Source organism: Bradyrhizobium sp. 1(2017) (assembly GCF_011602485.2).
In the GTDB taxonomy this organism is placed as follows: domain Bacteria; phylum Pseudomonadota; class Alphaproteobacteria; order Rhizobiales; family Xanthobacteraceae; genus Bradyrhizobium.
The window spans coordinates 5,841,102-5,864,518 of record NZ_CP050022.2 but is presented as its reverse complement, the minus strand read 5'-3'; the positions used below and the strand labels follow the sequence as shown (position 1 = coordinate 5,864,518).

Genomic DNA, 23,417 nt, shown 5'->3' with positions numbered 1-23,417 from the left:
GTCAGCCGCGCCATTGCGCGATGAGGTCGCGCGCAACGCGCATGTCGCTTGTGTCTGCACCCTCGGCGAACGCCCCGCAGACATCGTCGAGAAGCGCCAGAGCGTCCGCGCTCCGGCCAGCTCCCGTCATCAATCGCGCGAGGCTGGTTGCGCAACGCAGCTGCCAGAAGCGAGCGCCCTGCTGAACGGCCATGTCCATGGCCTCGTGCAAGCGTGCCTCGGCATCGCCTGAGTGCCGCGCGCTCCTGAGCATCAGCTCTGCCTTGATGCGGGTCAGCTCCGGCAGATACCAGAGCTCCTGCCGGTCGTTGCAGCGGGCGAGGACGTCGTCGATCACGTCGAGGCCGCGGTCGATCTGGTCGGCCTCCAGGAAACCCGCCGCAAGCTCGCCGAGCAAAGGAAGAAACCGCGGCAGGAAGCGCGCATCGCCGGCGCGATTGAGCTCCTCGCGCAGCAGCGGCAGGCCCGTCGCGACGTCGCCGCGCTTGGCGATGACCGCCGCGTTGAACGCACGCGCCCACAAACCCCAAAGACGGATGGCGTGGCGATCGGTGTGCTCGAGCAGCTCGGTGCCGTGGCGTTCCGCGGCGTCGACATCGCCGGCCCAGAGCGCGATCGGGCAGGCGGCCTGTCCCAGCACGCTGCAGAAGGTCAGGGCATGACGGTTGGCACGGCCTTCCTCGATGTTCCTGGCGGCAAGCGCCTGGGCCTGATCGGCCAGGCCCTGCAGCCACAGGATGCGGGCGCGGAAATATTGCGTCGATATTCTGAGGTCGAGCGGGAAGATTTTCGGCTTCTCCGCTAGCACATGCAGCGAGCCGTTGACGCGGTCGATGCGGACCCGGGCCTCGTTCTGCTCGCCGAGATAATGCAGCGCGACGGCCATCAGCCGGTCGCCCAGCATGAGATCGGTCCTGTCGGGCGAGTTCGCGACCGCATTCGCAAAGCGCTCGGCGAGCACGCGAGCCTTGCCGAACTGCCCGTTGTTGAACTGGTCGATGCACAATCCCCAGAGCGCGCGCAGCCGGAAATCCTTGTCGTCGAGCCTGTCGGCTAGCTCGAGGGTCGTCTCCAGGATCGGCCGTGCCTCACGCGCGCGGCCCTCGCCATACATCAGCGACCAGCCGAGTGCAGCGAGGAGCTGCATGCGGGTGCGGTCGTCGCCGGGCTCGCCCAGCGCGGCGAGGGCCGTTCTGCTGCGCTCCCGGCATTCGGCGAACAAGGAGAGCCGAACCCACAACGTGACCGCGGCCGCGGTCAGGGCGATCCCGAGTGCGGCATCGCCATCGGGCGCGAAGGCCCAATCCAGCGCCGCGCGCACATTGTCCAGCTCCGCGCCGTAGATGTTGAGCCATTCCGGCAACGGCGTCGATGCGTCGGCTTCGGCGCGCTCGAAGAGGTCGCGAAAATGCTCCGCATGGCGCCGCGCGAACTGCCTGCTTTCGCCGAGCGCGTTCAATTTCGCGAGCGCGTAGGTGCGCGTGGTGTCGAGCAGGCGATAGCGCAGGGCGCGTGAGCCCGACGGCGAGATCAGCGATTTGGTGACCAGACTATCGATCGCCTCCAGCGTCTCTGACTCCGTGAGACCGTCGCCGGCCGCGACCGCGGCAGCCGCCTCCGGCGCGAAGGGGCCGGCGAACACGGACAGCCGCCGCAAGGTGGCGCTCTCGGCCGCGGGCAACAGATCGTAGCTCCAGTCGAGCGCTGCGGCGAGGGTCTGGTGTCGCGGCACGGCGGTGCGGCGCCCCCGCCATTGCAGCGAAAAGCGGCTGTCGAGCAGGGAAGCAGTGCCGGCAATGCCGTATGCATTGACGCGGCCCGCCGCCAGCTCGATCGCCAGCGCGATGCCGTCGAGGCGTCGGCAGATGCTGGCGACGAGCCGCGCTTCTTCGGCGCTGAGCTGGAACGGACCCGCGCTCTGCGCGATACGTTCGACGAAGAGTTGGGCGGCGGGATAGGCAAGCACGTCAGCGGCCTCGAGGCCGTCGCGCTCCGGCGGACAATCCAGCGGGAAGAGGCGGAAGATCCGCTCGCCTTCGCTGCGGAACGACTCGCGGCTGGTTGCGAGCACGCGAAGCTGCGGCGCCTCGCGAACGATGCGCTCGACGAGCGGCGCCAGTGCATCCAGCACATGCTCGCAACTGTCGAAGATCAGCAGGGCCGGGCCGGACTTCAGAAACGTCAGCAGCGCCGGCGTCGGATCCTCCGCGCTGATGGCCAGCCCGAGCGCCGAAGCAATGGTGGTGGCGATGTGGCTGGCGTCGCGCAAGGGACTGAAGTCGACGAAGAACACGCGGCCGCCGAAATCCGGGGAACGACGATGCCCGACGGTGACGGCGACGGCCGTCTTGCCGATGCCGCCGGGGCCGACCACGGTCATGAAGCGATGGAGCGAAAGGCCGCTGGCGATCTTCTCGATGACGTCCTCTCGTCCGATCATCTTCGCAAGCTGCGCAGGCAGGGAGCGAGGAACGGCGATCTCGGCGGAGGGCGGTGGTGCGGCCTGCGGCGCGGCTTGAGCGAACGAGGCGACGAAGCAATAGCCGCGGCCGGGCACGTTGACGACATAGCGCGCCGACTTGCCGGTATCGCCGAGCGCCTTGCGCAGCGCGGCGACATGGAAACGCAGACTGCCTTCGTCGACATTGACGTCGGCCCAGACGTGCTTGACCAGCTCGCGCTTGTCGATCACTTCGCCGGGGCGCTCTGCGAGGAAGATCAGAATATCGAGCGCGCGGCCGCCGAGATGAAGCGACGCGCCCTCCTTCTCCAAAAGCCGGGACTTCGGAAACAGCCGGAAGGGCCCGAATGAAATGGCCGAGTCTTGTTGATTATGTGCTGGCACGCGCCATTGCCCCCTCGCGGGAGTCAAAAGGTATGTCGGTCTGGAATATCAGAACGAAGCGTACAGTAAACTGGCCGAAAGGAGCATGGGTGGCAGACCTGCGTGGATCGCTTGGGTCGCCCTCAGCTCTTTAGAATAATTCTTAAGATGGAATGGGTTAGGTCGAGCTGATGCTGCGGTGACGCGGCCGGCCGGCCGGACCGAGCATTTGACGGCGGTCGCGCATTGCTGCGATGGGATGACAGGGAGCCGGTCTCCGCCTCGACAGCAACTACGCTTCCGGAATTCGAGCATGCCTTCTTTCTCGCGGCGACAATTCGTCCGTGCGCTCACAGGCGCAGCGGGGTTGGCTGCGATCCCGCGCAGCGGGCAAGCCCAGGATTATCCCTCGCGTCCCATTCGTCTCGTGATCCCCTACGGGGCCGGCGGATCGGGCGACCAGATCGGGCGTCCCTGGGTCGACAAGATGACATCGCTGCTCGGACCAACCTTCGTCGACTATATCGGCGGTGCGGGCGGCGCGATCGGGACCGCTTCGGTCGCGCGCGAGGAGCCCGACGGCCATTCGCTGCTGCTCGGAAACGGCAGCACGCAGGTGATCATTCCCCTGACCTCGGCAAATCCCGGCTATTCCGTCGGCGATTTCCGCGCCATCTATCGCCTGATCAACAGCGCGCTGGTGTTCGCCGTCCATCCGTCCGTGCCCGCCGGCGACCTGCGCGAGTTGATCGCCCATGCGAAGGCCAATCCGCGAATGCTGTCCTACGGCACGCCCGGCGTCGCGACGGGAAATCATCTGGTCGGCGAATCCTTCAAGCAGCAGGCCGGGGCGCTCGACATCGTCCACGTGCCCTATCGCGGCATCGCGCAGGCGACCAACGATCTCGTCAGTGGCCAGATATCGCTCGTCATTGCCGTCATGTCGGTCCAGTTGCAGCAGCTCAGTGAAGCCGGCAAGATCCGGCTGCTCGCGGTCACCACCGAAAAGCGGCTGAGCGGCGCGCCTGACATTCCGACCGCCGTCGAATCCGGCATGCCGGATCTGCGCTATGAAGGATGGTTCGGCCTGTTCGCGCCCAAACGTACCGACGATGCGATCATCGATCGGATCGCGAAGGCCACGCGGCTGGCCATGGCCGATGCCGCGCTTCAGGCGAGCTATCGCGCTCAAGGCATGGAGCCGGACGCCGATTCAAGTCCTGACAGATTTCAACGCATCGTCGACGCGACAACGGCGAGTCTTGCGCCCGTGATCAAATCGATCGGGCTCAAGCAGCTGTGAGCCTGCTCATGCGCTGGCGCGCGATGTCCGGCGCTGCTCCCTCGTGACGATGCCTGCCGACAGCGTGACGAGACCCATCAGCGCGGCCAGCAGCCAGAATGCCATTGGCAGTCCACTGACGCGAGCAACGAAGCCGACGCCGGCGGGACCGATCAGGATGCCGGCATAGCCGGCGGTCGTGATCGCCGCGACCGCGAGCCCCGTGGGCATCGCGGTCTGATTGGCCGCCCCGCGGAACAGCACCGGCACGAGGTTCGATGCGCCGAGGCCGATCAGCAGGAAGCCGACCATGGCGGCTGCCGCGGTGGGAGCTGTGAGCAGAACCACGAAGCCCGCGATGGCGATGAGGCTTCCCCAGAACAGCGTCGTGCGGTCGCCGATGCGCGCGACGACGGCGTCGCCGCCGAGCCGCCCGATCGTCATCGCGATCGAGAACACGATATAGCCGGCGCCGCCCTGTGCCTCGGAGACGAGACCCGCGCCGATGACGAGCAGGGCGCCCCAATCGAGCATCGCGCCTTCGACGAGGAAGGTGATGGCGCCAAGCAGCGCGAGCAGAAGCACCGATCCATGCGGCAGCACGAACAGCGGCCCTTCCTGCGTCTGCGCCGATCGGAGCAGCCGAGGCGAGGTCACCAGCATCGCGATCAGCATCAGGACGGAGCAGATCAGCGTGCAGGCGAGGGCGCCGAGCTGCAGCGAGAGCAAGGCCGTCATCAGCGCGGAACCGGCAAAGCCGCCGATGCTGAACAAGGCATGGAAGCCGGACATCAGCGGACGGGCTGCGGCGCGTTCCACCTCCACCGCGTGGATGTTCATGGCGACGTCGATCGAGCCGAGCGCCGCGCCGAACGCAAACAGCGCCAGCGCCAGCGTCGCGGGCGAGCTCGCGATCGCGAGCAGCGGCAGGACGACGGCGAGGCCGAGCCCGCCCGCAATGATGATCGGCCTGCTGCCGTAGCGCGCACTCATGACGCCGGTCAGAAGCATGGCGAGGACCGAGCCGATCCCGAGGCTCAGCAGCAGCAATCCGAGGACGCCGTCGTCGACGCCGAGGCGCGTCTTCGCGAACGGCACCAGCGGCGCCCAGCACGCGATGCCGAACCCCGCGACGAGGAAGGCGAGCCGGGTCGCGAGGCGTGTCGCCGGGCGGTCGGCAGAAAGCATGGGAACTCCGGGGGAAGCGGGCAGGGGTGATTCGAAAGCCCTCATGCATTGCCGCATCTTTGTGTCGGAGCCATGGTCGAATGCGCGGCCTGTCCATCGGGCGAAACAGTGCATTATTCCGTCAATCCCACCCTGCAAAAATATTCCACTTTACCGAAATTCGGAAATGACGTATGTATCGCCCATCCCGGCTCGCCCTTGAGGGGCGGTCATGTGTCGTGTGATCGCAGGGCCGGCTTGCGGTGGACGCAGCAGCGTCGTGCGCGAGAGGCGTGGGCAGGGCGGATTGCTCTCCGTGAGCCCGGGGCTTTGCGTGGACGAGCGGCGCTGTCAGGTTCGTCGCGTCATAGTCCGATGGCCACGTGCACAACGCCGTCGGACCCTGTGGCGCCAACGGGCCGTGCGTACGGCAAAACCGTGTGGTCCTGGCCGTCGTTGCTACGGTCAAGCCCCGGCGGATGCGGCGCTCGCGTCAACCGGCGCGGTGCCGGCGACTTTCGCCGGGGTGAGGGAGGCCAGAAGGAATTCGGCTCCCGGGAGAGCACGGCATAAGCCGTCCGACCACCGCGCAGGGAAGGCCGTGTGTTGGGCTTCACCTGTATGCTGCTGTGCGGTTCTTCCTGCGTGTGCCTTTCGCGCAGTGGACCGCGGGTGCCGCCGGCACCCGGCCTTCCCTGCGCCCTCTTGGTTTCAGGGCGAAGTGACGAAGCAAAGCTCGGGCGAAAAGCGCCGCGAGGACGCGAAGCCGTGTCTGCAGCCACGCACGCGCTGTCATCGCCCGGCTTGACCGGGCGATCCAGTATTCCGAGGTGGCAGTAATTGAACCGAGAGCGATCGTGCGTTTGTGAAAAACGTGTGAAGATGGCCTTGTGCGCACAAGTGGACAGTCGGTTCCGGATGTTGGATAATGCGCGCCTGAAATTGCAGGACACTGTGGCCTGCACTCGGATTCCACAGAAAGGCCAATCCCATGACCCAGCCAGGCGCTTATGGACAGCGGCTCGGGCAGTTCCTGCGTTTGAAGGAAACGCCGCCCGCCTTGGTCACGCGCTCGCTGCGCAGCACCGAGCTCGCGGTGACCGAAACACGGAATGATCGCCCGGTGCCCGGCCTGTCCGGTTCACTGGCCGCCGAAGACGCGTTTCTCGTCAGCCTGAAACTTCAGGATTACCCGGATTGCGAGCTCTGGGATGACGGCAAGTGCATCATGAAGGCTGACGTCCGCGCCGGCACGACCTATCTCTACGACCTCAAGCGCGATCCGCGCTATGTGATCGACAAGCCGTTCCACTCCCTGCACTTCTACATTCCGCGGTCGGCACTCGACAGCATCTGCGAGCAGAGCCGTGCGTCGCGGATCGACGAACTCGACTGTCGGGTCGGCGTTGCACACGACGACGGAACCATCCGCCACATCGGCGCATCGCTGCGGGAAGGCCTGCGCAGGCCGGACGAGGCCAACCAGCTTTTCATCGACCACATGATGCTCGGGCTGACCGCCCATGTCGCCCAGACTTATGGCGGACTTCAGAGCATGGCTGCCCCGACCCGCGGCGGACTCGCTCCGTGGCAGGCGAAGCGTGCTTGCGAGAGGCTGGAGTCAGACCTCGGCGGCAAGCTCTCGTTACAGAAGATCGCGGGCGAGCTCGACCTCTCGGTCAGCCATTTTTCACGTGCCTTCCGCATTTCCGTCGGCCTGCCGCCGCACCAATGGCTGCTGCATCAGCGCGTCAAGGCCGCCAAGCAGTTGATGACCGTGCGCGATCTGCCGCTGACGGAGATCGCGATCTCGGCCGGGTTCGCCAACCAGAGTCATTTCACGCGGGTGTTTTCCTCGCTCGTCGGCGTCAGCCCGGCCGCGTGGCGCCGCGAAGCACTCGGCGCCTCGACCGCCGAGGCGTGAACGCGCTCAGCGGCGTTTCGCCAGCGAAATGGCGTAGGCAGTGCGCCGCACCGCAAAAATCTCGTCCGGGGGGTGACCGATGCCGTCGGCGAGATTGGCCGGGTCGAAAATGGCTGCATCGCAGATCTGGCTCGGCTCGGAACCCGTGATCACGATCGTGCCCAGGCGCACCTCCTCGCGACTGTCCTCGTCCGGCCAGCGTGTGGTCACGTCCATGACGGGGTCGCCGGGACGATCGAGCAGCGCCATCACGTTGAAGCGGACATCGCCCTTGGCGATCCGTGCGTTCAGATCGTGGTGCGGCAGATCGGCCGGCTTCGTCGCGGCCTCCGGCCCTGCCGGCGTGATGTCGTCGCCGACCGGGGCGATCTTGAACTTGATGAAGCGCGTCTCGCCGTGCAAGCTGGTTGCCGGAAAGGCGTGCACGCCCCAATAGGTCGTAGCCGCAAAACTTCCGGGCCGGCGACGCGCAGCGACATAGTTCGCCTGATTGAGCGTCTCGGGATTGGCCGCCGAGAAAGCGGCGACCTTCGCATCATCCGGCCTTCCGTCCGGCCCGGGAATGTGCGCCGTGAGGAAGGCCAGCAGCTGTTCGGGCGTCCTTGCAAAATATACGGGCGCGCTCTGAACGAGAATGTCGGACCGATTAGGCTCGCTGCCGAGCCTGAGGCTGAGGCCGCGAAGCTCGTGGCGGTCGGTATCGGTCACCTCAGGATTGCCGCCGCCCACCGAGAAGCGGGCCAGCACGCGCGATGGTCTCGTGAAACTCCGCGATCTCGTGACGTCCCCCGCCCGGTCCGATGGTGTGTAGGTGCCGCGAACGCACCAGCCCTTGGCGAAGCTTGCGCGCGCATTCGGCGGATTGCCGGCGAGGGCCTTCAGGGCACGGACGATGGAGGCGGGTGTTGCGGCGCCGTTCGGGCTCTCTGGCAAGGCGGTCCTCTCGCGGGTACGAGTCCCGATTCTAGGCACGCCGCCGCGCCTGGGTCTTGCCCGAAGCAGGCGCGATTTGCCCGATCCCGCCGCGATCGATCAGGCCGCGGCGGCGGATTCGCTCAGCCGCCGAGGATTCTGCGGCAGGCCTCGACAAACACCTGCGCGCCGGCGACGATGTCGGCATCGGCGGTGTTCTCGGTCCAGTGATGGCTGATGCCGCCGATCGACGGCACGAACAGCATCGCCGCGGGCATGGTCGTTGCCAGCATCTGCGCATCGTGCCCGGCGCCGCTGGGCATGCGGACCGATCGCCCGCTGGCTATGGCCTTGCTCGCGGCTTCGATTGCATCCTGGAACGCGAGATTCATCATGGCCGGCGCGCCGGTGCGCAGCTTCGTAACGGTGACGGTGCAGGGGCCCTTCGCGTTGACCTCGTCCGCCATGGTCCGCAGCAATTGTTCCAGCCGCGTAATGACGGCCGGATCGTCGTCGCGGATCTGGAACAGCATTTCCGCGCGACCCGGAATAATGCTCGGTGCCCCGGGATCGAGGGTGATGCGACCGGTGGTCCACACCGTGCGCGGGCCGCAAGTATCCGGGAAACGTTCGTCGATCGCGACACAGAATTTGGCCAGCGCCAGCCCCGCATCCTTGCGCACCGCCATGCGCGTCGTGCCGGCGTGGTTCTGCTCGCCGACGAAGTCGATCCTGTATTGCCAGATGCCGACGATGGACGTCACGACGCCGATCGCGAGGCCGCCGCTATCGAGCGTGTCGCCCTGCTCGATATGCGCCTCGAGATATCCGATGTGCCGGCCCGGCTCGGCGGCGACGCGCACCCGTCCGGCGAGACCCATGTCGGCGAGCGCCTCGCGCATGGAGCGGCCGCTGGTGCGGTCGCGCGCGGCGTCGATTTCGGCCTCGGTCACTTGCCCCACAAAGGAGCGCGAGCCGAGGAAGCTGCCGAAATGCCCTTCCTCGTCGCACCAGCAGGCGACTTCGACCGCACCCTTGAAGGCGGGATCGGCATTGAGCACGCGCGCGGCTTCCAGCGCATAGACGACGCCGAGCGGGCCATCGAGCCAACCGGCGTAATTCTGGCTCTCCAGATGCGAGCCCGCCAGCAGCTTCGGCCCGGACTTGGCGCTGGTGCCGAAGACATTGCCGATGCCGTCGACCGTCGCGTTGAGACCTGCGTCGGGCAGCTTCTGCACCAGCCAGTCCAGCGATTGCTTGTGCGGCTCGGAGAAGGTCGGCTTGTGCACGCCGGTCTTGTAGGTCCCGATCGCGCGGAGCGCGTTGAGATCGGCGAGGACGCGTTTCCCGTCGGCGCGGGGCTGGGTGTCAGGCATGTTCGGCAACCTTCAGCGCCTCGGTGCGGATCTCCTCGACCAGCCGTTCCTTGAGCTGGACGAATTCCGGCGTGGTCTTGATCTTGTAGGAGCGCGGATGCGGCAGGTCCACATTGATCTCGGCCTTGATCCGGCCGGGGCGCGCGCTCATGACGATGACGCGGCTGCCGAGGAAGATCGCTTCCTCGATGTCGTGGGTGACGAACAGCACGGTTTTCTGATCGCGCTCCCAGATCCCCAGCAGCATCTCCTGCATCAGGGCACGAGTCTGGTTGTCCAGCGCGCCGAAGGGCTCGTCGAGCAGCAGGATCTTCGGATCATTGGCGAGCGCACGGGCGATCGCAGTACGCTGCTGCATGCCGCCGGAGAGTTGCTTCGGCCAGTGGTTCTCGAAGCCGGACAAGCCGACCTGGCGGATGAAGGCGTCGGCGATGCTGTTGCGTTCGTCCTGTGCCACGCCGCGCTCGCGCAGGCCGAAGGCGATGTTCTCGCGCACGGTCAGCCAGGGAAACAGCGTGTAGGACTGGAACACCATGCCGCGGTCGGCACCCGGGCCGGTCACCTCGCGTCCGTCGAGCGTGACACGCCCGCTGGTCGGGCGGTCGAGGCCCGCGACGATGCGCAGCAGCGTGGACTTGCCGCAACCGGACGGGCCGAGAATGGTGACGAAGTCGTTGTTGCCGATGACGAGATCGGTCGGCTCCAACGCCTTGGTCGGTGCGTTGCCGTGGCGCGCGGGGAAGGTGCGCGAAACCTGTTCGATCTTCAGCGTCGTCATGCCAGCTTCCACGGAAACAGCCAGGCGTTGAACGCCTTGAACAAAAAGTCCGAGACGAGACCGATCAATCCGATCACGATGATGCCGAAGATGATCTGGCCCGTGTTGAGCAGGGCCTGGCTGTCGGTGATCATATGGCCGATGCCCGAGGACGAGCCGATCAGCTCGGCGACGATGACGTAGGTCCAGGCCCAGCCCAGCACCAGCCGCAGGATCTCGGCGATCTCCGGCGCGGAGGAGGGCAGCAGCACCCGGCGAATGATGCCGCGGTCGCTGGCACCCAGCGTATAGGCGGCCTCGACCAGATCGCGCCGCGTGGCGCCGACGGTCACAGCGACCATCAGGATGACCTGGAACACCGAGCCGATGAAGATGACGAGCAGCTTCTGCAGTTCGCCGATGCCGGCCCACAGGATCAGCAGCGGGATGAAGGCGGAGGCGGGCAGATAGCGCGCAAAGGAGACGAACGGCTCGAGGAACGCTTCGACCGGCTTGTAGGCGCCCATCAGCACGCCGAGCGGCACCGCAATGATTGCGGCGAGCGCAAAGCCACCGACGACACGCCAGATCGTCATGCCGATGTCGTACAGGAAGCCGTGCTTGGTGAGCAGCTCAATGCCCTCCTGCACCATGGTCAGGGGATTGGCGAGGAAGGTCTTCGACACATGGCCGCCGAACGTCGCCCAGGACCAGAGGGCGACGAACAGCACGAAGAACGCAAGGCCATACGCCGCGCGCTGCCTCGATGTAACGGGGTCCAGAGGACGCATCAGACTGTCTATCCGAGAGGTCGATGATGCGCCGGTCCCGCGCTCGCGCGGAACCGGCGGCTTGACGAAGTTTACTTGATGAAGCTCGCGTCGAAGAGGTCCTCGACCTTTGGCGCGGCCTTGATGATGCCGATCTCGAGCAGCAGGTCGGCGGCCTCCTTGTTGAAGGCCAGGAAGTCGCCGGCGAAGAATTTCTGGTTCGCGGCCTTGTCCTGCCAGCGCAGATATTTCGCCGAATTGCCGAACTGTTCGCCGGTCTGCTTCACGTCGGCGCCCATGATCTCGTAGGCCTTGGCCTGGTCCTTGGCGATCATGTCGAGCGCCTCGAAATAGCTGTCGGCGAGGGCCTTGGCGGCCTTGGGATTTTCCGTCAGGAACTTCGGGGTGCAGCCGAACGTGTCCATGACCATCGGGTAGTCGAGCGTGGTCGCGATGATCTTGCCCTTGTCCGGCGCGGCGCGCACGGTCGACAGGTAGGGCTCGTAGGTCATCGCGGCATCGTTCTGGCCGGAGACGAAGGCCTGGGCGGCAGCAGCCGGCTCCAGGTTCACGACGGTGACGTCCTTCACGGAAAGCCCGTTCTTCTTGAGCATCCAGGCCAGCGCGAAATAGGGCGAGGTGCCGGGCGCGGAGGCGGCGACGGTCTTGCCCTTCAGATCCTTGATCGCGGCGACGTCGTTGCGCACGGCCATGCCGTCGGCGCCATAGCTCTTGTCGAGCTGGAAGATCTGCTTGGTCGCAACGCCATTGGCGTTCCAGGAGATCCAGGTCTCGACCGTGGTTGCCGCGCACTGGATGTCGCCGGAGGCGATGGCAAGATGCCGGTCCTTCTGCGGGATCTTCTTGATGGTGACGTCGAGGCCGTTCTTCTTGAAGATGCCGGCCTCCTTCGCCAGCGTCAGCGGCGCAAAGCCGGTCCATCCGGAGATGCCGACGCCGACCTTGACGTCGTCGGCGAGCACCGGAGTGGAGGCGGCGAGGGCAATGATCGTCGCAAATACTTTTGAACTACGCATGTTTGTCGTCCTCTTGCCGATCGATGGATTGACGTCCTGTTGATCCTTGTTGGTCCATGCGGACCGCTGCCCGAAGCGTTGCACGAATTGTGCCGACATTCTTCCCTCAACCTCCCTTGAATCGGGCGACAAGGCGGTGAGAGTCACCGGGATAGAGCAGGCGTACCGCGGTGATGGTGCGCGCGCTGCGCCAGGTATAGCGGTCGATCACGAGGCAGGGGGCGCCGACGGCGATGTCGAGCGCCTCCGCCGCGCGGTCGTCGGCAACGATGGCGCTGATCGTGTGCTCGGCCTCCGTCCATGGGACATGATGAAGCAGCCAGGAGCCGGGCGGCTCGCGCGAGAAATCCGCGTTTGCGGCATCCGGCACGGACGCAAGGTCGATCAGCCTGTCCTCGACCGCGAACGGCACGTTGTCGGCGCTGTGCCGGCAGGCGATCGCGACCACCTTGCCGGCCTTCTTGACGCCGAGGCGGTCGCGGTCGGCCGCGGTCGCCGCGCGCAGCTTGCGGCCGATCAGCTCGTAGCCGTAAGCGCGGCCGAGCGCGGTGATCTCGGCGCGGATGTCGGCAATCTTGAGCACCGCCGACTGATGCTGCGGACGGCGCACGAAGGAGCCGGCACGCCGTCGCCGCTCGATCAGGTCGGCTTGCGCGAGTTCCGACAGTGCCTTGTTCACGGTCATGCGCGAGCAGCCGTAACGCGCGACCAGTTCATGCTCGAACGGAATGCGATGGCCGGGCGGCCACTCGCCGGTCAGGATGCGCTTCTCGATGTCCGCGCGGATGCGCTTATAGAGCGTCGGCTTGTCGGCGGCTTCTGTCGCGAGGCTCATGCGACGAGCCTCCGCACCGTGGCGCTGAAATGTTCGCGCGCAGCCTGGCGCAATCGGTGGCGGCCGCCGTCGACGACCTTGTGGCCGCCGGCCCAGACGCAATCGATCGCGCCGCTGCCCGCGGCAAAGATCCAGCCGTCGATGGCTGCGTCGCCGCTGCGCCCCGCCAGCGAAGGATGCGCCGTGTCGAGCGTGACGATGTCGGCGCGCGCGCCCGGTACGAGGCCGACCGCCGGCTGCGCCAGCGCTTGCGCGCCGCCCGCAAGAGCGTGGTCGAATAGCGTGCGACCGGTGGAACGGCCCGCGCCGTTGGCGAGCACGTTGCGCTGGCGGTGCTTGAGGCGCTGCCCGTATTCGAGCTGGCGCAATTCGTCGCCGGCGCCGACCAGCACGTTGGAATCGGTGCCCACACCGAACGTGCCGCCGGCGTCGAGAAACTCGCGGGCCGGGAAGATGCCATCGCCGAGGCTGGCTTCCGTGATGGGGCAAAGGCCCGCCACCGCACCGGTCTTCGCGAACGCGGCGACCTCCTCATCCGTCGTGTGCGTGGCATGGATGAGGCACCAGCGCTGATCGAGCGGCGCGTGCTCCAGCAGCCATTGCACCGGTCGCCGTCCCGACCAGGCCCGGCAATCCTCGACTTCCTTCACCTGCTCGGCGGCGTGAATGTGCACCGGCCCGCCATCGGCAAGCGGAATGATCGACTTGAGCTCGTCGGATGTCACCGCGCGCAGACTGTGCGGTGCGATGCCGATGTTGGCACCCGGCAGACCGCTGATGGCCTTGCGCGAGGCCGCCATCAGCGCGGCGAACTGATCGACCGAGCAGATGAAACGGCGCTGGCCGTCATGTGGTGCGGCGCCTCCAAAGGAACCATGCGCATAAAAGCTCGGCAGCAGCGTCAGCGCAATGCCGGAAGCTTCGGCAGCCTGTGCGATGCGCGCGGCCATCTCGCCGAGGTCAGCGTAGTGCGCGCCGTCGCGATCGTGATGCAGATAATGGAATTCGCCGACGCGGGTAAAGCCCTGCTCCAGCATCTCGACATAGAGCAGCGTGGCGACGGCGGCGACGTCGTCCGGCGTCATCGCCAGCGCGAAGCGGTACATCGTCTCGCGCCACGTCCAGAACGTGTCGGTGCTGTCGCCACGCAGTTCAGCCAGTCCCGCCATGCCGCGCTGGAAGGCGTGGCTGTGCAGGCTCGCCAATCCCGGAAGCGCGATGTGATGGCGCTCGTCGCCGGCGGCCGGCGCCACGTCCGCCGTCACCTCCGCAATCGCGCCGGCGGTGATCGCCACCTGCACGTCATTGGCCCAGCCCGAGGGCAGGAGCGCGGAGGCGAAATGCAGTCGGGTCATGTTTACACGCCGGCTGGACAGAACCGTCTTACGATTATATGTCTAGACATATAAGTCAAGCATCCCACGCGAAGGGACCGTTGCATGGCAGAGCGCTTCGACCGGATCTGGCACAATGCCCGGCTCGCCACGATGCGGGCCGATCGTCCCGATCTCGGCGAGATCGAGCGCGGCCTGATCGCCGCGCGCGGCGGCCGTATCGTCTACGCGGGCGCGCAGGCCGACTTTCCGGCGGATGCCGATGCCGCCGAACGGATCGACTGCGAAGGACGCTGGGTCACGCCCGGTCTCGTCGACTGCCACACCCATCTCGTCTATGGCGGCAACCGCGCCCACGAATTCGAGCTGCGCCTGAAGGGCGCGAGCTACGAGGAGATCGCGCGCGCCGGCGGTGGCATCGTGTCGACGGTGGTGGCGACGCGCAAGGCGAGCGAAGCGGAGCTCGTCGCGAGCGCGCTGCCGCGGCTCGATGCGCTGATCGCCGAGGGCGTCACCACGATCGAGATCAAGTCCGGGTATGGCCTCGATACCGCAACCGAGATGCGCCAGCTCTCTGCCGCGCGCAGCCTTGGCCGCCAGAGGCCGGTTGCGATCCGCACCTCCTTCCTCGGCGCGCACGCGCTGCCGATCGAAGCCAATGGTGACAAGGATCGCTACATCGATCTCGTCTGCAATGAGATGCTGCCGGCCGTCGCGAAGGCTGGCCTTGCCGATGCCGTCGATGCCTTCATGGAGGGCATCGCGTTCTCGGCCGGGCAGACCACGCGGGTGTTCGAGACGGCGCGGGGACTTGGACTGCCGGTCAAGCTCCATGCCGATCAGCTGTCGAACCTTGGCGGTGCCGCGCTTGCCGCAAAATTCGCGGCGCTCTCGGCGGATCATCTCGAGCACGCCGACGAGGCCGGCGCTGCCGCGATGGCGAAGGCGGGTACCGTGGCGGTGCTGCTGCCAGGGGCCTTCTACTTCATCCGCGAGACGCAGCAGCCGCCGGTCGAGACGTTCCGCAAGGCTGGCGTCCACACGGCGCTGGCGACCGATTGCAATCCCGGCAGCTCGCCGCTGACCTCGCTGCTGCTTGCGATGAACATGGGGGCGACCCTGTTCCGGATGAATGTGGCCGAATGCCTTGCCGGCGTCACGCGCGAAGGCGCGCGGGCGCTCGGTGTGCTTCACGAAACCGGCACGTTGGAGGCCGGCAAATGGTGCGACCTCGCGATCTGGGACATCGAGCGCCCGGCCGAGCTCGTCTATCGCATCGGCTTCAATCCGTTGCACGCGCGGATATGGAGGGGAATGTGACAGGGCAGGGCGCGCCGATCGTCGTGAAGCCGGGAACGGTCAGCCTCGATGGCCTCGCGCGCGTGCTCGCCGGCTCCCCTGTCGTCCTCGATCCTCCGATCTGGCCGCGGGTCGAAGCGGCGGCTGCGATCGTCGCGAAGGCGGCGCGGGCTGATGCGCCCGTCTACGGCATCAACACCGGCTTCGGCAAGCTGGCGTCGAAGCGTATTCCGCCCGACCAGACGGCGCTGCTCCAGCGCAATCTCATCGTCTCGCATTGCTGCGGCGTCGGCCAGCCGACACCGGAGCCGATCGTCCGCCTGATGATGGCGCTGAAGATCGTCTCGCTCGGCCGCGGCGCTTCCGGCGTGCGCCGCGAGGTGATCGAACAGCTGCAGGACATGCTGGCGCGTGGTGTCTACCCATTGGTGCCGCAGCAGGGCTCCGTGGGCGCCTCCGGCGATCTTGCGCCGCTTGCGCATATGACGGCAGTGATGATCGGCGAAGGGCAGGCGATCGTCGAGGGGAAGACCGTGTCCGGCGCCGAGGCACTCATGGCCGCCGGCATCGCGCCGCTCACGCTTGGCCCCAAGGAGGGGCTTGCGCTGATCAACGGCACGCAGTTCTCGACCGCCTACGCCATCGCCGCCGTATTGCGCGCATTTCGTCTGGCGCGCGCTGCGCTCGTCACCGGCGCGCTGTCGGTGGACGCTGCGATGGCATCGACGGCGCCGTTCCGTCCCGAAATTCAGGCGCTGCGCGGTCATGCCGGGCAGACCGCTGCGGCCGCGACGCTGACGGCACTGCTCGACGGCAGCGACATCCGCCTGTCGCATCTCGAAGGCGACGAGCGCGTACAGGATCCCTATTGCTTGCGCTGCCAGCCGCAGGTCGCCGGCGCGGCACTCGATTTGATCACGCAGGCCGCCCGCACATTGACGGTCGAGGCCAACGCCGTCACCGACAATCCGCTGGTGCTGGTCGAGACCGGCGAGATCGTCTCCGGCGGCAATTTCCACGCCGAGCCGGTTGCCTTTGCCGCCGACGCGATTGCGCTCGCGCTGTCGGAGATCGGCGCCATCAGCGAGCGGCGCATCGCGACGCTGGTCGATCCCGCGCTCAATTTCGGTCTGCCGCCGTTCCTGACACCCGACCCCGGAATCAATTCCGGCTTCATGATCGCCGAGGTGACGGCGGCCGCGCTCTATGCCGAGAACAAGCAGCGTGCGCTGGCCTGCTCGATCGACTCGACGCCGACCAGCGCCAACCAGGAGGACCACGTCTCGATGGCCGCGCATGCCGCGCGGCGGCTGTCGGACATGGCCGACAATCTCGCCGCCATTCTCGGCATCGAGCTTCTGGTCGCCGCTCAAGGCATCACGCTGCGCGCGCCGCATGCGACCAGCGCGCCGCTCGTTGCCGTCATTGCCAAGCTGCGCGAGCACGTGTCCGCGCTCGGCGCCGACCGCTACATGGCCGGCGACCTGGCCAAGGCAGCCGCCTTGATCGAGGCCGACGCGTTGCCAGCGGTCGCGATCACCGCGCTTGCATCCGATCCGTTTCCGAGACTTGATTGAGAGGTCCGCATGAACCGCCGACTGGACAATGACCGCATCATCCGCGCCCCTCGTGGCAGCGATATCAGCGCCAAGAGCTGGCTCACGGAAGCGCCCTTGCGCATGTTGATGAACAATCTCGATCCTGATGTCGCGGAGCGCCCGAGTGAGCTGGTCGTCTATGGCGGCATCGGCCGCGCCGCACGCGACTGGGACAGCTTCGACCGGATCGCGGCGGCCTTGCGCTCACTTGAAGCTGACCAGACGCTGCTGGTCCAGTCCGGCAAGCCGGTCGGGGTGTTCCGCACCCATGCCGACGCGCCAAGGGTGCTGATCGCGAACTCCAACATCGTGCCGCACTGGGCAACGCTCGATCATTTCAACGAGCTCGATCGGAAGGGCCTGATGATGTACGGCCAGATGACGGCGGGCTCCTGGATCTATATCGGCAGCCAGGGCATCGTGCAGGGCACCTACGAGACCTTCGTCGAGGTCGGCCGTCGCCATTATGGCGGCAGCCTTGCGGGAAAATGGATTCTCACCGCCGGTCTCGGCGGCATGGGCGGTGCGCAACCGCTGGCTGCGACCATGGCCGGCGCCTCGATGCTCGCGGTCGAATGCCAGCCGAGCCGCATCGAGATGCGGCTGCGCACCGGATATCTCGATCGCCAGGCCGCAACGCTCGACGAAGCGCTGGCGATGATGGCGGAGGTGGCGAAGACGAAGAAGGCAGTCTCGGTCGGCCTGCTCGGCAATGCGGCGGAGATTTTTCCGGAGCTGGTGCGCCGGGGTATCAGGCCAGACATTGTCACCGACCAGACCAGCGCGCACGATCCGATCAATGGATACTTGCCGAAGGGCTGGACGCTCGCGGAGTGGGAAGCCAAGCGTGGCTCCGATCCGAAGGCGGTCGAGCGTGCATCCAAGACGTCGATGGTCGAGCATGTCCAGGCCATGCTGGACTTCCACGCGCAGGGCATCCCGACGCTCGACTACGGCAACAACATCCGCCAGATGGCGCAGGACATGGGCCTGAAGAACGCATTCGATTTCCCGGGCTTCGTTCCCGCCTATATCCGTCCCTTGTTCTGCCGCGGCGTTGGGCCGTTCCGCTGGGCTGCGCTCTCCGGCGATCCCGAGGACATCTTCAAGACCGACGCCAAGGTCAAGGAGCTGATGCCTGACGACAAGCATCTGCACAATTGGCTCGACATGGCCAAGGAGCGCATCAAGTTCCAGGGCCTGCCGGCACGAATCTGCTGGGTCGGCCTCGGCGATCGCCATCGTCTGGGCTTGGCCTTCAACGAGATGGTGGCGCGCGGCGAATTGAAGGCGCCCATCGTGATTGGCCGCGATCATCTCGACAGCGGCTCGGTGGCAAGCCCCAACCGCGAGACCGAGGCGATGAAGGACGGATCGGATGCGGTGTCCGACTGGCCCTTGCTCAACGCGCTGCTCAACTGCGCCAGCGGCGCGACCTGGGTCTCGCTGCACCATGGCGGCGGCGTCGGCATCGGCTATTCGCAGCATGCCGGCATGGTGATCGTCGCCGACGGTACACCGGAAGCGGCCAAGCGGATCGAGCGCGTGCTCTGGAACGATCCGGCGACCGGCGTCATGCGCCATGCCGATGCGGGCTATGAGACCGCGATCGACTGCGCCCGCGACAAGGGGCTCGATCTGCCGAGCCTGGCGAAGTAACGCCCTCAGCCGCTCTCCAGGAGCCTCGGCATCGTCGTCTTCGCGCCGTCCATGAAAGTCTGGACGGCGTCGCGGACGATCGCGTCGAGGTCCGGCGGGATCGGCGTCGCGTAGATGAACTTGCGGATGGCGAGATAGAAGATGCGGCCGTGCAGGCCCCAGAACAGCTCGGTCTCGCGTTCACTCAATGAGTGCGCTTTTGCGTCGGGCAATTTCAACTCATAACGCAGCTCACCAGCCGCGGGCTCGATGATCTCGCGCCGGACGATGTCGAGATAGCGGCTGGTGATGCCAAACGACTTCATGCCGGAGAAGACGAAGATCCGCACCCAATTGTACTCGAACACGCGTTCGACATAGTCGAGATAGAAACGCGTGAGCCGGGCCTCGAGCGGCAAAGTGCGGTCGCGGATCATCGGTCCCCAATCGGGCGACCAGCGGCTGAGATAGACCTCCTGATAGACCCGTTCGATCAGCGCTTCCTTGCTCGGGAAGTGGCGGTAGATCGCCGAATGCGTGATGCCCATGCGCTTGGCGAGCTCGCGGGTCTGGCCCTCGAAGCCGCGCTCGGCGAAGAAGCGGATTGCCTCGTCCACGATCGCGCGCTCGCGATCGGCCGCACGCATGTTGCGGCGCTTTGGCGCAGACTTGCTGCCTGTCTCAGTCCGCTTGCGGACCGGTCGCTTTGCCGTTTTCTGCGCTTTTCGAGCCATTTCGCCGCTGAATCGAACGTCTTGCGTCCTTCATAGCCCAAGCTGCATTTGTGACCAAATGGTCATTTCCTGTTGACCGGCTTCCGGCGGCATGTCAGGATTTTGAGACCAGATGGTTACAAATCTGGCATCCAGGCCGATGGGCCGACGGATCTCGAGGAAACGGCAGTGAAGGCGAGGGCTTTCAGCTATTTTCGTGCTGCGACGATCGACCAGGCGCTGGACGCTCACGCGCGCGCCGGGGACGACGCACGTTACATCGCCGGCGGCCAGAGCCTCGTGCCGGCGCTGTCGCTGCGGCTCCAGGCGCCGCGGCTGCTGATCGACATCACCCACATCGGCGAGCTGCGCGGCGTCAGGCGCGAGGGCGGCTATCTGCGCATCGGCGCGCTGACGCGCCATAGCGAGATGCTGAGCGAGCCGCTGATCGCCGAATTCGCACCGCTCCTGCATGCGGCGGCGCCCTTCGTCGCCCATCCGGCCATCCGAAACCGCGGCACGTTAGGCGGCAGCGTCGCGCTGGCCGATCCCGCCTCCGAATTTCCGGCCATGACCTTGGCGCTGGATGCCGAGATCGAGATGGTCGGTCCGGCAGGGCGCCGACGCGTGAAGGCCGACGATTTCTTCATCGACCTGTTCGAGACGGCGTTGCAGCCCGGCGAGTTGATCACTGCGATCCATGTTCCGCTGTTCAAGGCCGACCAGCGCTTTGCATTCGACGAGCTGGCACGGCGGCGTGGCGATTACGCGCTGGTCGGTTGCGGGATGCTGGCAACTTTCACTGGCGGGCGCATCGACGACATCCGCATCTCCTTCTTTTCAGTTGGCGACACGCCGACGCGGGCGAGGCATACCGAGGCGACGCTCGTCGGCAAAGGACTCGATGCCGACCGGATTGCTGCCGCGCAAGCCGCGCTCGAAGGCGATCTCGCGCCGCCGGAGAGCGACGAGGTGCCGCCGGCGATGCGAATGCATCTTGCCCGCGTGCTGCTCGGCCGCCTGCTCGGACGTTTCGGTGAAAGCAAATGAGCGGCTACGACCATAGTCTGGACGTAGCGGACGAGACCGTCCGGGTCCGCCTTGTCGTCAACGGCCGCAAGGTCGCCTGCGAGGTCACGCCGCGCCAGACGCTGGTCGATTGCCTGCGCGACAAGCTCGAACTGACCGGCACGCATGCCGGTTGCGAGATGGGGGCCTGCGGCGCTTGCCTGGTGCAGCTCGATGGCCGCGCGGTGCATTCCTGCCTGGTCTTCGCGGTGCAGGCCGACGGCGCGACCATCAACACGATCGAGGGTCTCACCGAGGCCGGCGCACTCACCGAACTCCAGGCCGAATTCCACCGCCGCAACGCGCTGCAATGCGGCTTCTGCACCCCGGGCATGCTGATCAATGCCCATGAGCTGCTCTCGCAGGTGGCGCAGCCGTGCCGCGAGGAGATCCGCGACGCGCTATCGGGCAATTATTGCCGCTGCACCGGCTATGAGGCCATCGTTGACGCGATCGACGCCGTCGCCAAAGCGCGCGGTGGGACCGGAGGCGCGACATGAGCGCGCCGCTGACCTCGCTCGACCGCCCGAACTCCTATATCGGCCGTTCCCTGCCGCGGCCGAACGCCAAGCGCCTGCTCGCCGGACGCGGGCACTATGTCAGCGATCTCCGGCTGCCGCGCATGCTCCATGCTGCCTTCCTGCGCAGCCCGCATGCACATGCGCGAATCGTCACGATCAATGCCGACGAGGCGCGCGGGCTCGAAGGCGTACATCTCGTTGCCACGGGTACGGACCTTGCCAGGATCTGCACGCCCTGGATCGGCACGCTCGATCATTTCAAGGGCATGACCTCGGCGCCGCAATTGCCGCTGCCATTGGATCGCGTTGTCTGGGCGGGACAGGCCGTGGTGGCCGTCGTCGCCGAGAGCAGGGCCATCGCCGAGGATGCGCTGGAGCTGATCGAGATCGACTACGAGGACCTTCCTCTCGTCGTCGATATCGACCGCGCGCGGGAGGCCGGCGGCCCGCTGATCAATCCCGGCAGCGCCGACAATACCTGCTTCCGTAGCCAGCTCGACAGCGGCACTGTCGACGACGCGTTTGCACATGCAGCTCATGTGGTGGAGGAGGAGTTTTCCTTCGGCCGCCATACCGCGGTGACACTGGAGCCACGCGCCATCGTCGCCGACTACGTCCCCGCGGCCGGGATGCTGACCGTGCATCACGCGACGCAAACGCCCTACCAGTTCCAGGACCTCTATTCGCGCCACTACGGCATTCCCGAGGCCCGTGTTCGCGTGATTGCCACCGACATCGGCGGCTCGTTCGGGATGAAGCTGCATGTCTATCACGAGGATATGGCGGTGGTCGGCCTCTCGATCCTGATCGGCCGCCCCGTCAAATACGTTGCTGACCGCATCGAGTCCTTTGTGTCGGACATTCACGCCCGCGACCATCGCGTCCGCGCCCGGATGGCGCTGGACGCCAAGGGCGAGATCCTGGCGATGGACGTGCTGGATTTGACCGCGATCGGCGCGTTCTCGACCTATCCGCGCACCAGCGTGGTCGAGGGCAATCAGGTTATCCGGCTGATCGGTGCGCCCTATCGCTTCAAGAACTATCGCGCCACGCTGGAGGTGATCTTCCAGAACAAGGTGCAGACCAGCCAGTACCGTGCCGTCGGCCATCCCATCGCCTGCGCGGTGACCGAGCGTCTTGTTGACATGGCCGCCGCCAGGCTTGGCATCGATCCCTTCGCCATCCGCGCGCAGAACGTGATCGCAGACGATGACTATCCGCAGACGTCACCGACCGGCTACCGTTTCGAGGCGCTCTCCCACCAGGCTTGCCTCAAACGCCTGCACGAACTGATGAACTATGATGCGCTCCGTGCCGAGCAGGCAGAGTTGCGCACGCGCGGCGTCCATCGCGGCATCGGCATTGCGGCCTTCGTCGAGATCACCAATCCAGGTCCCGCGTTCTACGGCGTCGGCGGTGCGCGAATCTCTTCGCAAGATGGCGCGATCGTCAGCCTGACGCCGTCAGGCGAGGTGCGCTGCCTGATCTCGGTCACCGAGCAGGGGCAGGGCACCGAGGCGATCATCAGCCAGATCGTGGCCGATCAGCTCGGCCTTGCGCAGGAGCACGTCAAGGTCATCACCGGCGACACCGAGGTGACGCCGCATGGCGGCGCCACCTGGGCCTGCCGCGGCGCCGGCATCGGCGGGGAGACCGCGCTGCAGGCTGCGCGCGCCCTCAAGCGCAACATTCTGGACATTGCCGCGCTGATCCTTCAGGAGCAGCCGTCGGCGCTCGACATCGTTCATGGCGAAATCGTCGACGCGGGCACGCGGAACCAGCGGATGCCGATCGCGGAGATCGCGCGTATCGCCTATTTCCGCTCCGACACTTTGCCGCCGGGCACGCAGGCGCAGCTTACCGTTAGCCACCATTTTGCGCCGCAGGGTTATCCCTTCGCCTTCACCAACGGCATCCAGGGCTGCTCGCTCGAGGTCGACGTCGAGACCGGCTTCGTCAAGCTTCTGAAGCATTTCATCGTCGAGGATTGCGGCCGCGTCATCAATCCGATGCTGGTGGACGAGCAGCTCCGCGGCGGCATCGTGCAGGGGCTGGGCGCGGCGCTGTTCGAGGAATGCCGCTACAGCGAGACCGGCCAGCTCATGAACGGCTCGCTCGCCGACTATCTCGTGCCGATGCCGATGGAGATGCCCGACATCGTCATCGCCCATGTCGAGACCCCGACCGCCGACACCGAGCTCGGCGCCAAGGGGGTTGGCGAGGCCGGCACGGCCGCGGCGTCCGCCTGCGTGCTCAACGCCGTCAACGATGCGCTTGCGCCGTTCGGTGCCAAGATCAATTCCATCCCAATCACGCCCGCCAAAGTCCTGAAAGCCCTGAAGCGTTTCTAGAAAAAAGACAG

Annotated in this window: 18 protein-coding genes; 8 read left to right on the top strand and 10 right to left on the bottom strand. The window is 66.3% G+C overall.

Features of this window, described 5'->3' with window-relative positions; genetic code table 11:
• Position 1 precedes the first annotated feature (1 nt).
• The gene (locus tag HAP40_RS27920; protein WP_166814728.1) at positions 2-2,845 is read right to left on the bottom strand and encodes an ATP-binding protein; all 2,844 of its coding nucleotides are present in this window, start codon (positions 2,843-2,845) and stop codon (positions 2-4) included.
• Between the two features lie 292 nt (positions 2,846-3,137).
• On the opposite strand from HAP40_RS27920, the gene HAP40_RS27915 reads away from it, so the two are divergent.
• Entirely contained in the window at positions 3,138-4,127 is a 990-nt protein-coding gene (locus HAP40_RS27915) for a Bug family tripartite tricarboxylate transporter substrate binding protein (RefSeq protein ID WP_166814729.1), read from the top strand.
• Between the two features lie 6 nt (positions 4,128-4,133).
• Here HAP40_RS27915 and HAP40_RS27910 read toward each other — a convergent pair whose 3' ends face one another.
• Positions 4,134-5,294, bottom strand: coding sequence for an MFS transporter (locus HAP40_RS27910; protein ID WP_166814730.1), 1,161 nt, complete (start codon positions 5,292-5,294; stop codon positions 4,134-4,136).
• A gap of 970 nt (positions 5,295-6,264) precedes the next feature.
• Here HAP40_RS27910 and HAP40_RS27905 point away from each other — a divergent pair.
• Positions 6,265-7,197 (top strand): helix-turn-helix domain-containing protein, encoded by a 933-nt coding sequence (locus HAP40_RS27905; RefSeq protein WP_166814731.1) that lies wholly within the window; start codon positions 6,265-6,267, stop codon positions 7,195-7,197.
• A 6-nt stretch (positions 7,198-7,203) separates the two neighbouring features.
• Here the strand turns inward: HAP40_RS27905 and HAP40_RS27900 are convergent, their stop codons facing one another.
• The 7 genes from HAP40_RS27900 to HAP40_RS27870 form a co-directional block, all read right to left on the bottom strand.
• Positions 7,204-8,130 (bottom strand): catalase, encoded by a 927-nt coding sequence (locus HAP40_RS27900; RefSeq protein WP_166814732.1) that lies wholly within the window; start codon positions 8,128-8,130, stop codon positions 7,204-7,206.
• Positions 8,131-8,252: 122 nt separating this feature from the next.
• Entirely contained in the window at positions 8,253-9,485 is a 1,233-nt protein-coding gene (locus tag HAP40_RS27895) for a Zn-dependent hydrolase (protein WP_166814733.1), read from the bottom strand.
• The gene (locus HAP40_RS27890; RefSeq protein WP_166814734.1) at positions 9,478-10,263 is read right to left on the bottom strand and encodes an ABC transporter ATP-binding protein; all 786 of its coding nucleotides are present in this window, start codon (positions 10,261-10,263) and stop codon (positions 9,478-9,480) included. The genes HAP40_RS27895 and HAP40_RS27890 overlap by 8 nt, the downstream gene beginning before the upstream one ends.
• Positions 10,260-11,033, bottom strand: a complete 774-nt coding sequence (locus tag HAP40_RS27885) for an ABC transporter permease (RefSeq protein WP_166814735.1) — start codon at positions 11,031-11,033, stop codon at positions 10,260-10,262. The genes HAP40_RS27890 and HAP40_RS27885 overlap by 4 nt, the downstream gene beginning before the upstream one ends.
• A gap of 71 nt (positions 11,034-11,104) precedes the next feature.
• Positions 11,105-12,049, bottom strand: a complete 945-nt coding sequence (locus tag HAP40_RS27880; RefSeq protein WP_166814736.1) for an ABC transporter substrate-binding protein — start codon at positions 12,047-12,049, stop codon at positions 11,105-11,107.
• Positions 12,050-12,155: 106 nt separating this feature from the next.
• Positions 12,156-12,884 (bottom strand): histidine utilization repressor, encoded by a 729-nt coding sequence (hutC, locus tag HAP40_RS27875; protein WP_166814737.1) that lies wholly within the window; start codon positions 12,882-12,884, stop codon positions 12,156-12,158.
• Positions 12,881-14,239, bottom strand: coding sequence for a formimidoylglutamate deiminase (locus tag HAP40_RS27870; RefSeq protein WP_166814738.1), 1,359 nt, complete (start codon positions 14,237-14,239; stop codon positions 12,881-12,883). The genes hutC and HAP40_RS27870 overlap by 4 nt, the downstream gene beginning before the upstream one ends.
• An 84-nt stretch (positions 14,240-14,323) precedes the next feature.
• Here HAP40_RS27870 and hutI point away from each other — a divergent pair, with 84 nt between their 5' ends.
• From hutI to hutU, 3 genes are read left to right on the top strand one after another with little or no spacing between them, the layout of a single operon-like run.
• Positions 14,324-15,538 (top strand): imidazolonepropionase, encoded by a 1,215-nt coding sequence (hutI, locus tag HAP40_RS27865; RefSeq protein WP_166814739.1) that lies wholly within the window; start codon positions 14,324-14,326, stop codon positions 15,536-15,538.
• The gene (gene hutH / locus HAP40_RS27860) at positions 15,535-17,094 is read left to right on the top strand and encodes a histidine ammonia-lyase (RefSeq protein ID WP_166814740.1); all 1,560 of its coding nucleotides are present in this window, start codon (positions 15,535-15,537) and stop codon (positions 17,092-17,094) included. Before hutI ends, hutH begins: the two co-directional genes overlap by 4 nt.
• A 9-nt stretch (positions 17,095-17,103) precedes the next feature.
• Positions 17,104-18,774, top strand: coding sequence for a urocanate hydratase (gene hutU / locus HAP40_RS27855; protein ID WP_166814741.1), 1,671 nt, complete (start codon positions 17,104-17,106; stop codon positions 18,772-18,774).
• Between the two features lie 5 nt (positions 18,775-18,779).
• Here hutU and HAP40_RS27850 read toward each other — a convergent pair whose 3' ends face one another.
• The gene (locus HAP40_RS27850; RefSeq protein ID WP_166814742.1) at positions 18,780-19,400 is read right to left on the bottom strand and encodes a TetR/AcrR family transcriptional regulator; all 621 of its coding nucleotides are present in this window, start codon (positions 19,398-19,400) and stop codon (positions 18,780-18,782) included.
• A gap of 255 nt (positions 19,401-19,655) precedes the next feature.
• On the opposite strand from HAP40_RS27850, the gene HAP40_RS27845 reads away from it, so the two are divergent.
• From HAP40_RS27845 to HAP40_RS27835, 3 genes are read left to right on the top strand one after another with little or no spacing between them, the layout of a single operon-like run.
• The gene (locus HAP40_RS27845; RefSeq protein WP_166814743.1) at positions 19,656-20,516 is read left to right on the top strand and encodes an FAD binding domain-containing protein; all 861 of its coding nucleotides are present in this window, start codon (positions 19,656-19,658) and stop codon (positions 20,514-20,516) included.
• Positions 20,513-21,034 (top strand): (2Fe-2S)-binding protein, encoded by a 522-nt coding sequence (locus tag HAP40_RS27840; RefSeq protein WP_166814744.1) that lies wholly within the window; start codon positions 20,513-20,515, stop codon positions 21,032-21,034. The genes HAP40_RS27845 and HAP40_RS27840 overlap by 4 nt, the downstream gene beginning before the upstream one ends.
• Entirely contained in the window at positions 21,031-23,406 is a 2,376-nt protein-coding gene (locus HAP40_RS27835; RefSeq protein WP_166814745.1) for a xanthine dehydrogenase family protein molybdopterin-binding subunit, read from the top strand. Before HAP40_RS27840 ends, HAP40_RS27835 begins: the two co-directional genes overlap by 4 nt.
• The last annotated feature ends 11 nt before the right edge of the window (positions 23,407-23,417 follow it).

Bases quoted from the DNA above. Each gene is read 5' to 3' on its own strand.
- HAP40_RS27915 (WP_166814729.1), top strand. From the start codon at position 3,138: ATGCCTTCTTTCTCGCGGCGACAATTCGTCCGTGCGCTCACAGGCGCA.
- HAP40_RS27910 (WP_166814730.1), bottom strand. From the start codon at position 5,294: ATGCTTTCTGCCGACCGCCCGGCGACACGCCTCGCGACCCGGCTCGCC.
- HAP40_RS27905 (WP_166814731.1), top strand. From the start codon at position 6,265: ATGACCCAGCCAGGCGCTTATGGACAGCGGCTCGGGCAGTTCCTGCGT.
- HAP40_RS27895 (WP_166814733.1), bottom strand. From the start codon at position 9,485: ATGCCTGACACCCAGCCCCGCGCCGACGGGAAACGCGTCCTCGCCGAT.
- HAP40_RS27890 (WP_166814734.1), bottom strand. From the start codon at position 10,263: ATGACGACGCTGAAGATCGAACAGGTTTCGCGCACCTTCCCCGCGCGC.
- HAP40_RS27885 (WP_166814735.1), bottom strand. From the start codon at position 11,033: ATGCGTCCTCTGGACCCCGTTACATCGAGGCAGCGCGCGGCGTATGGC.
- HAP40_RS27880 (WP_166814736.1), bottom strand. From the start codon at position 12,049: ATGCGTAGTTCAAAAGTATTTGCGACGATCATTGCCCTCGCCGCCTCC.
- hutC (WP_166814737.1), bottom strand. From the start codon at position 12,884: ATGAGCCTCGCGACAGAAGCCGCCGACAAGCCGACGCTCTATAAGCGC.
- HAP40_RS27870 (WP_166814738.1), bottom strand. From the start codon at position 14,239: ATGACCCGACTGCATTTCGCCTCCGCGCTCCTGCCCTCGGGCTGGGCC.
- hutI (WP_166814739.1), top strand. From the start codon at position 14,324: ATGGCAGAGCGCTTCGACCGGATCTGGCACAATGCCCGGCTCGCCACG.
- hutU (WP_166814741.1), top strand. From the start codon at position 17,104: ATGAACCGCCGACTGGACAATGACCGCATCATCCGCGCCCCTCGTGGC.
- HAP40_RS27850 (WP_166814742.1), bottom strand. From the start codon at position 19,400: ATGCGTGCGGCCGATCGCGAGCGCGCGATCGTGGACGAGGCAATCCGC.
- HAP40_RS27840 (WP_166814744.1), top strand. From the start codon at position 20,513: ATGAGCGGCTACGACCATAGTCTGGACGTAGCGGACGAGACCGTCCGG.
- HAP40_RS27835 (WP_166814745.1), top strand. From the start codon at position 21,031: ATGAGCGCGCCGCTGACCTCGCTCGACCGCCCGAACTCCTATATCGGC.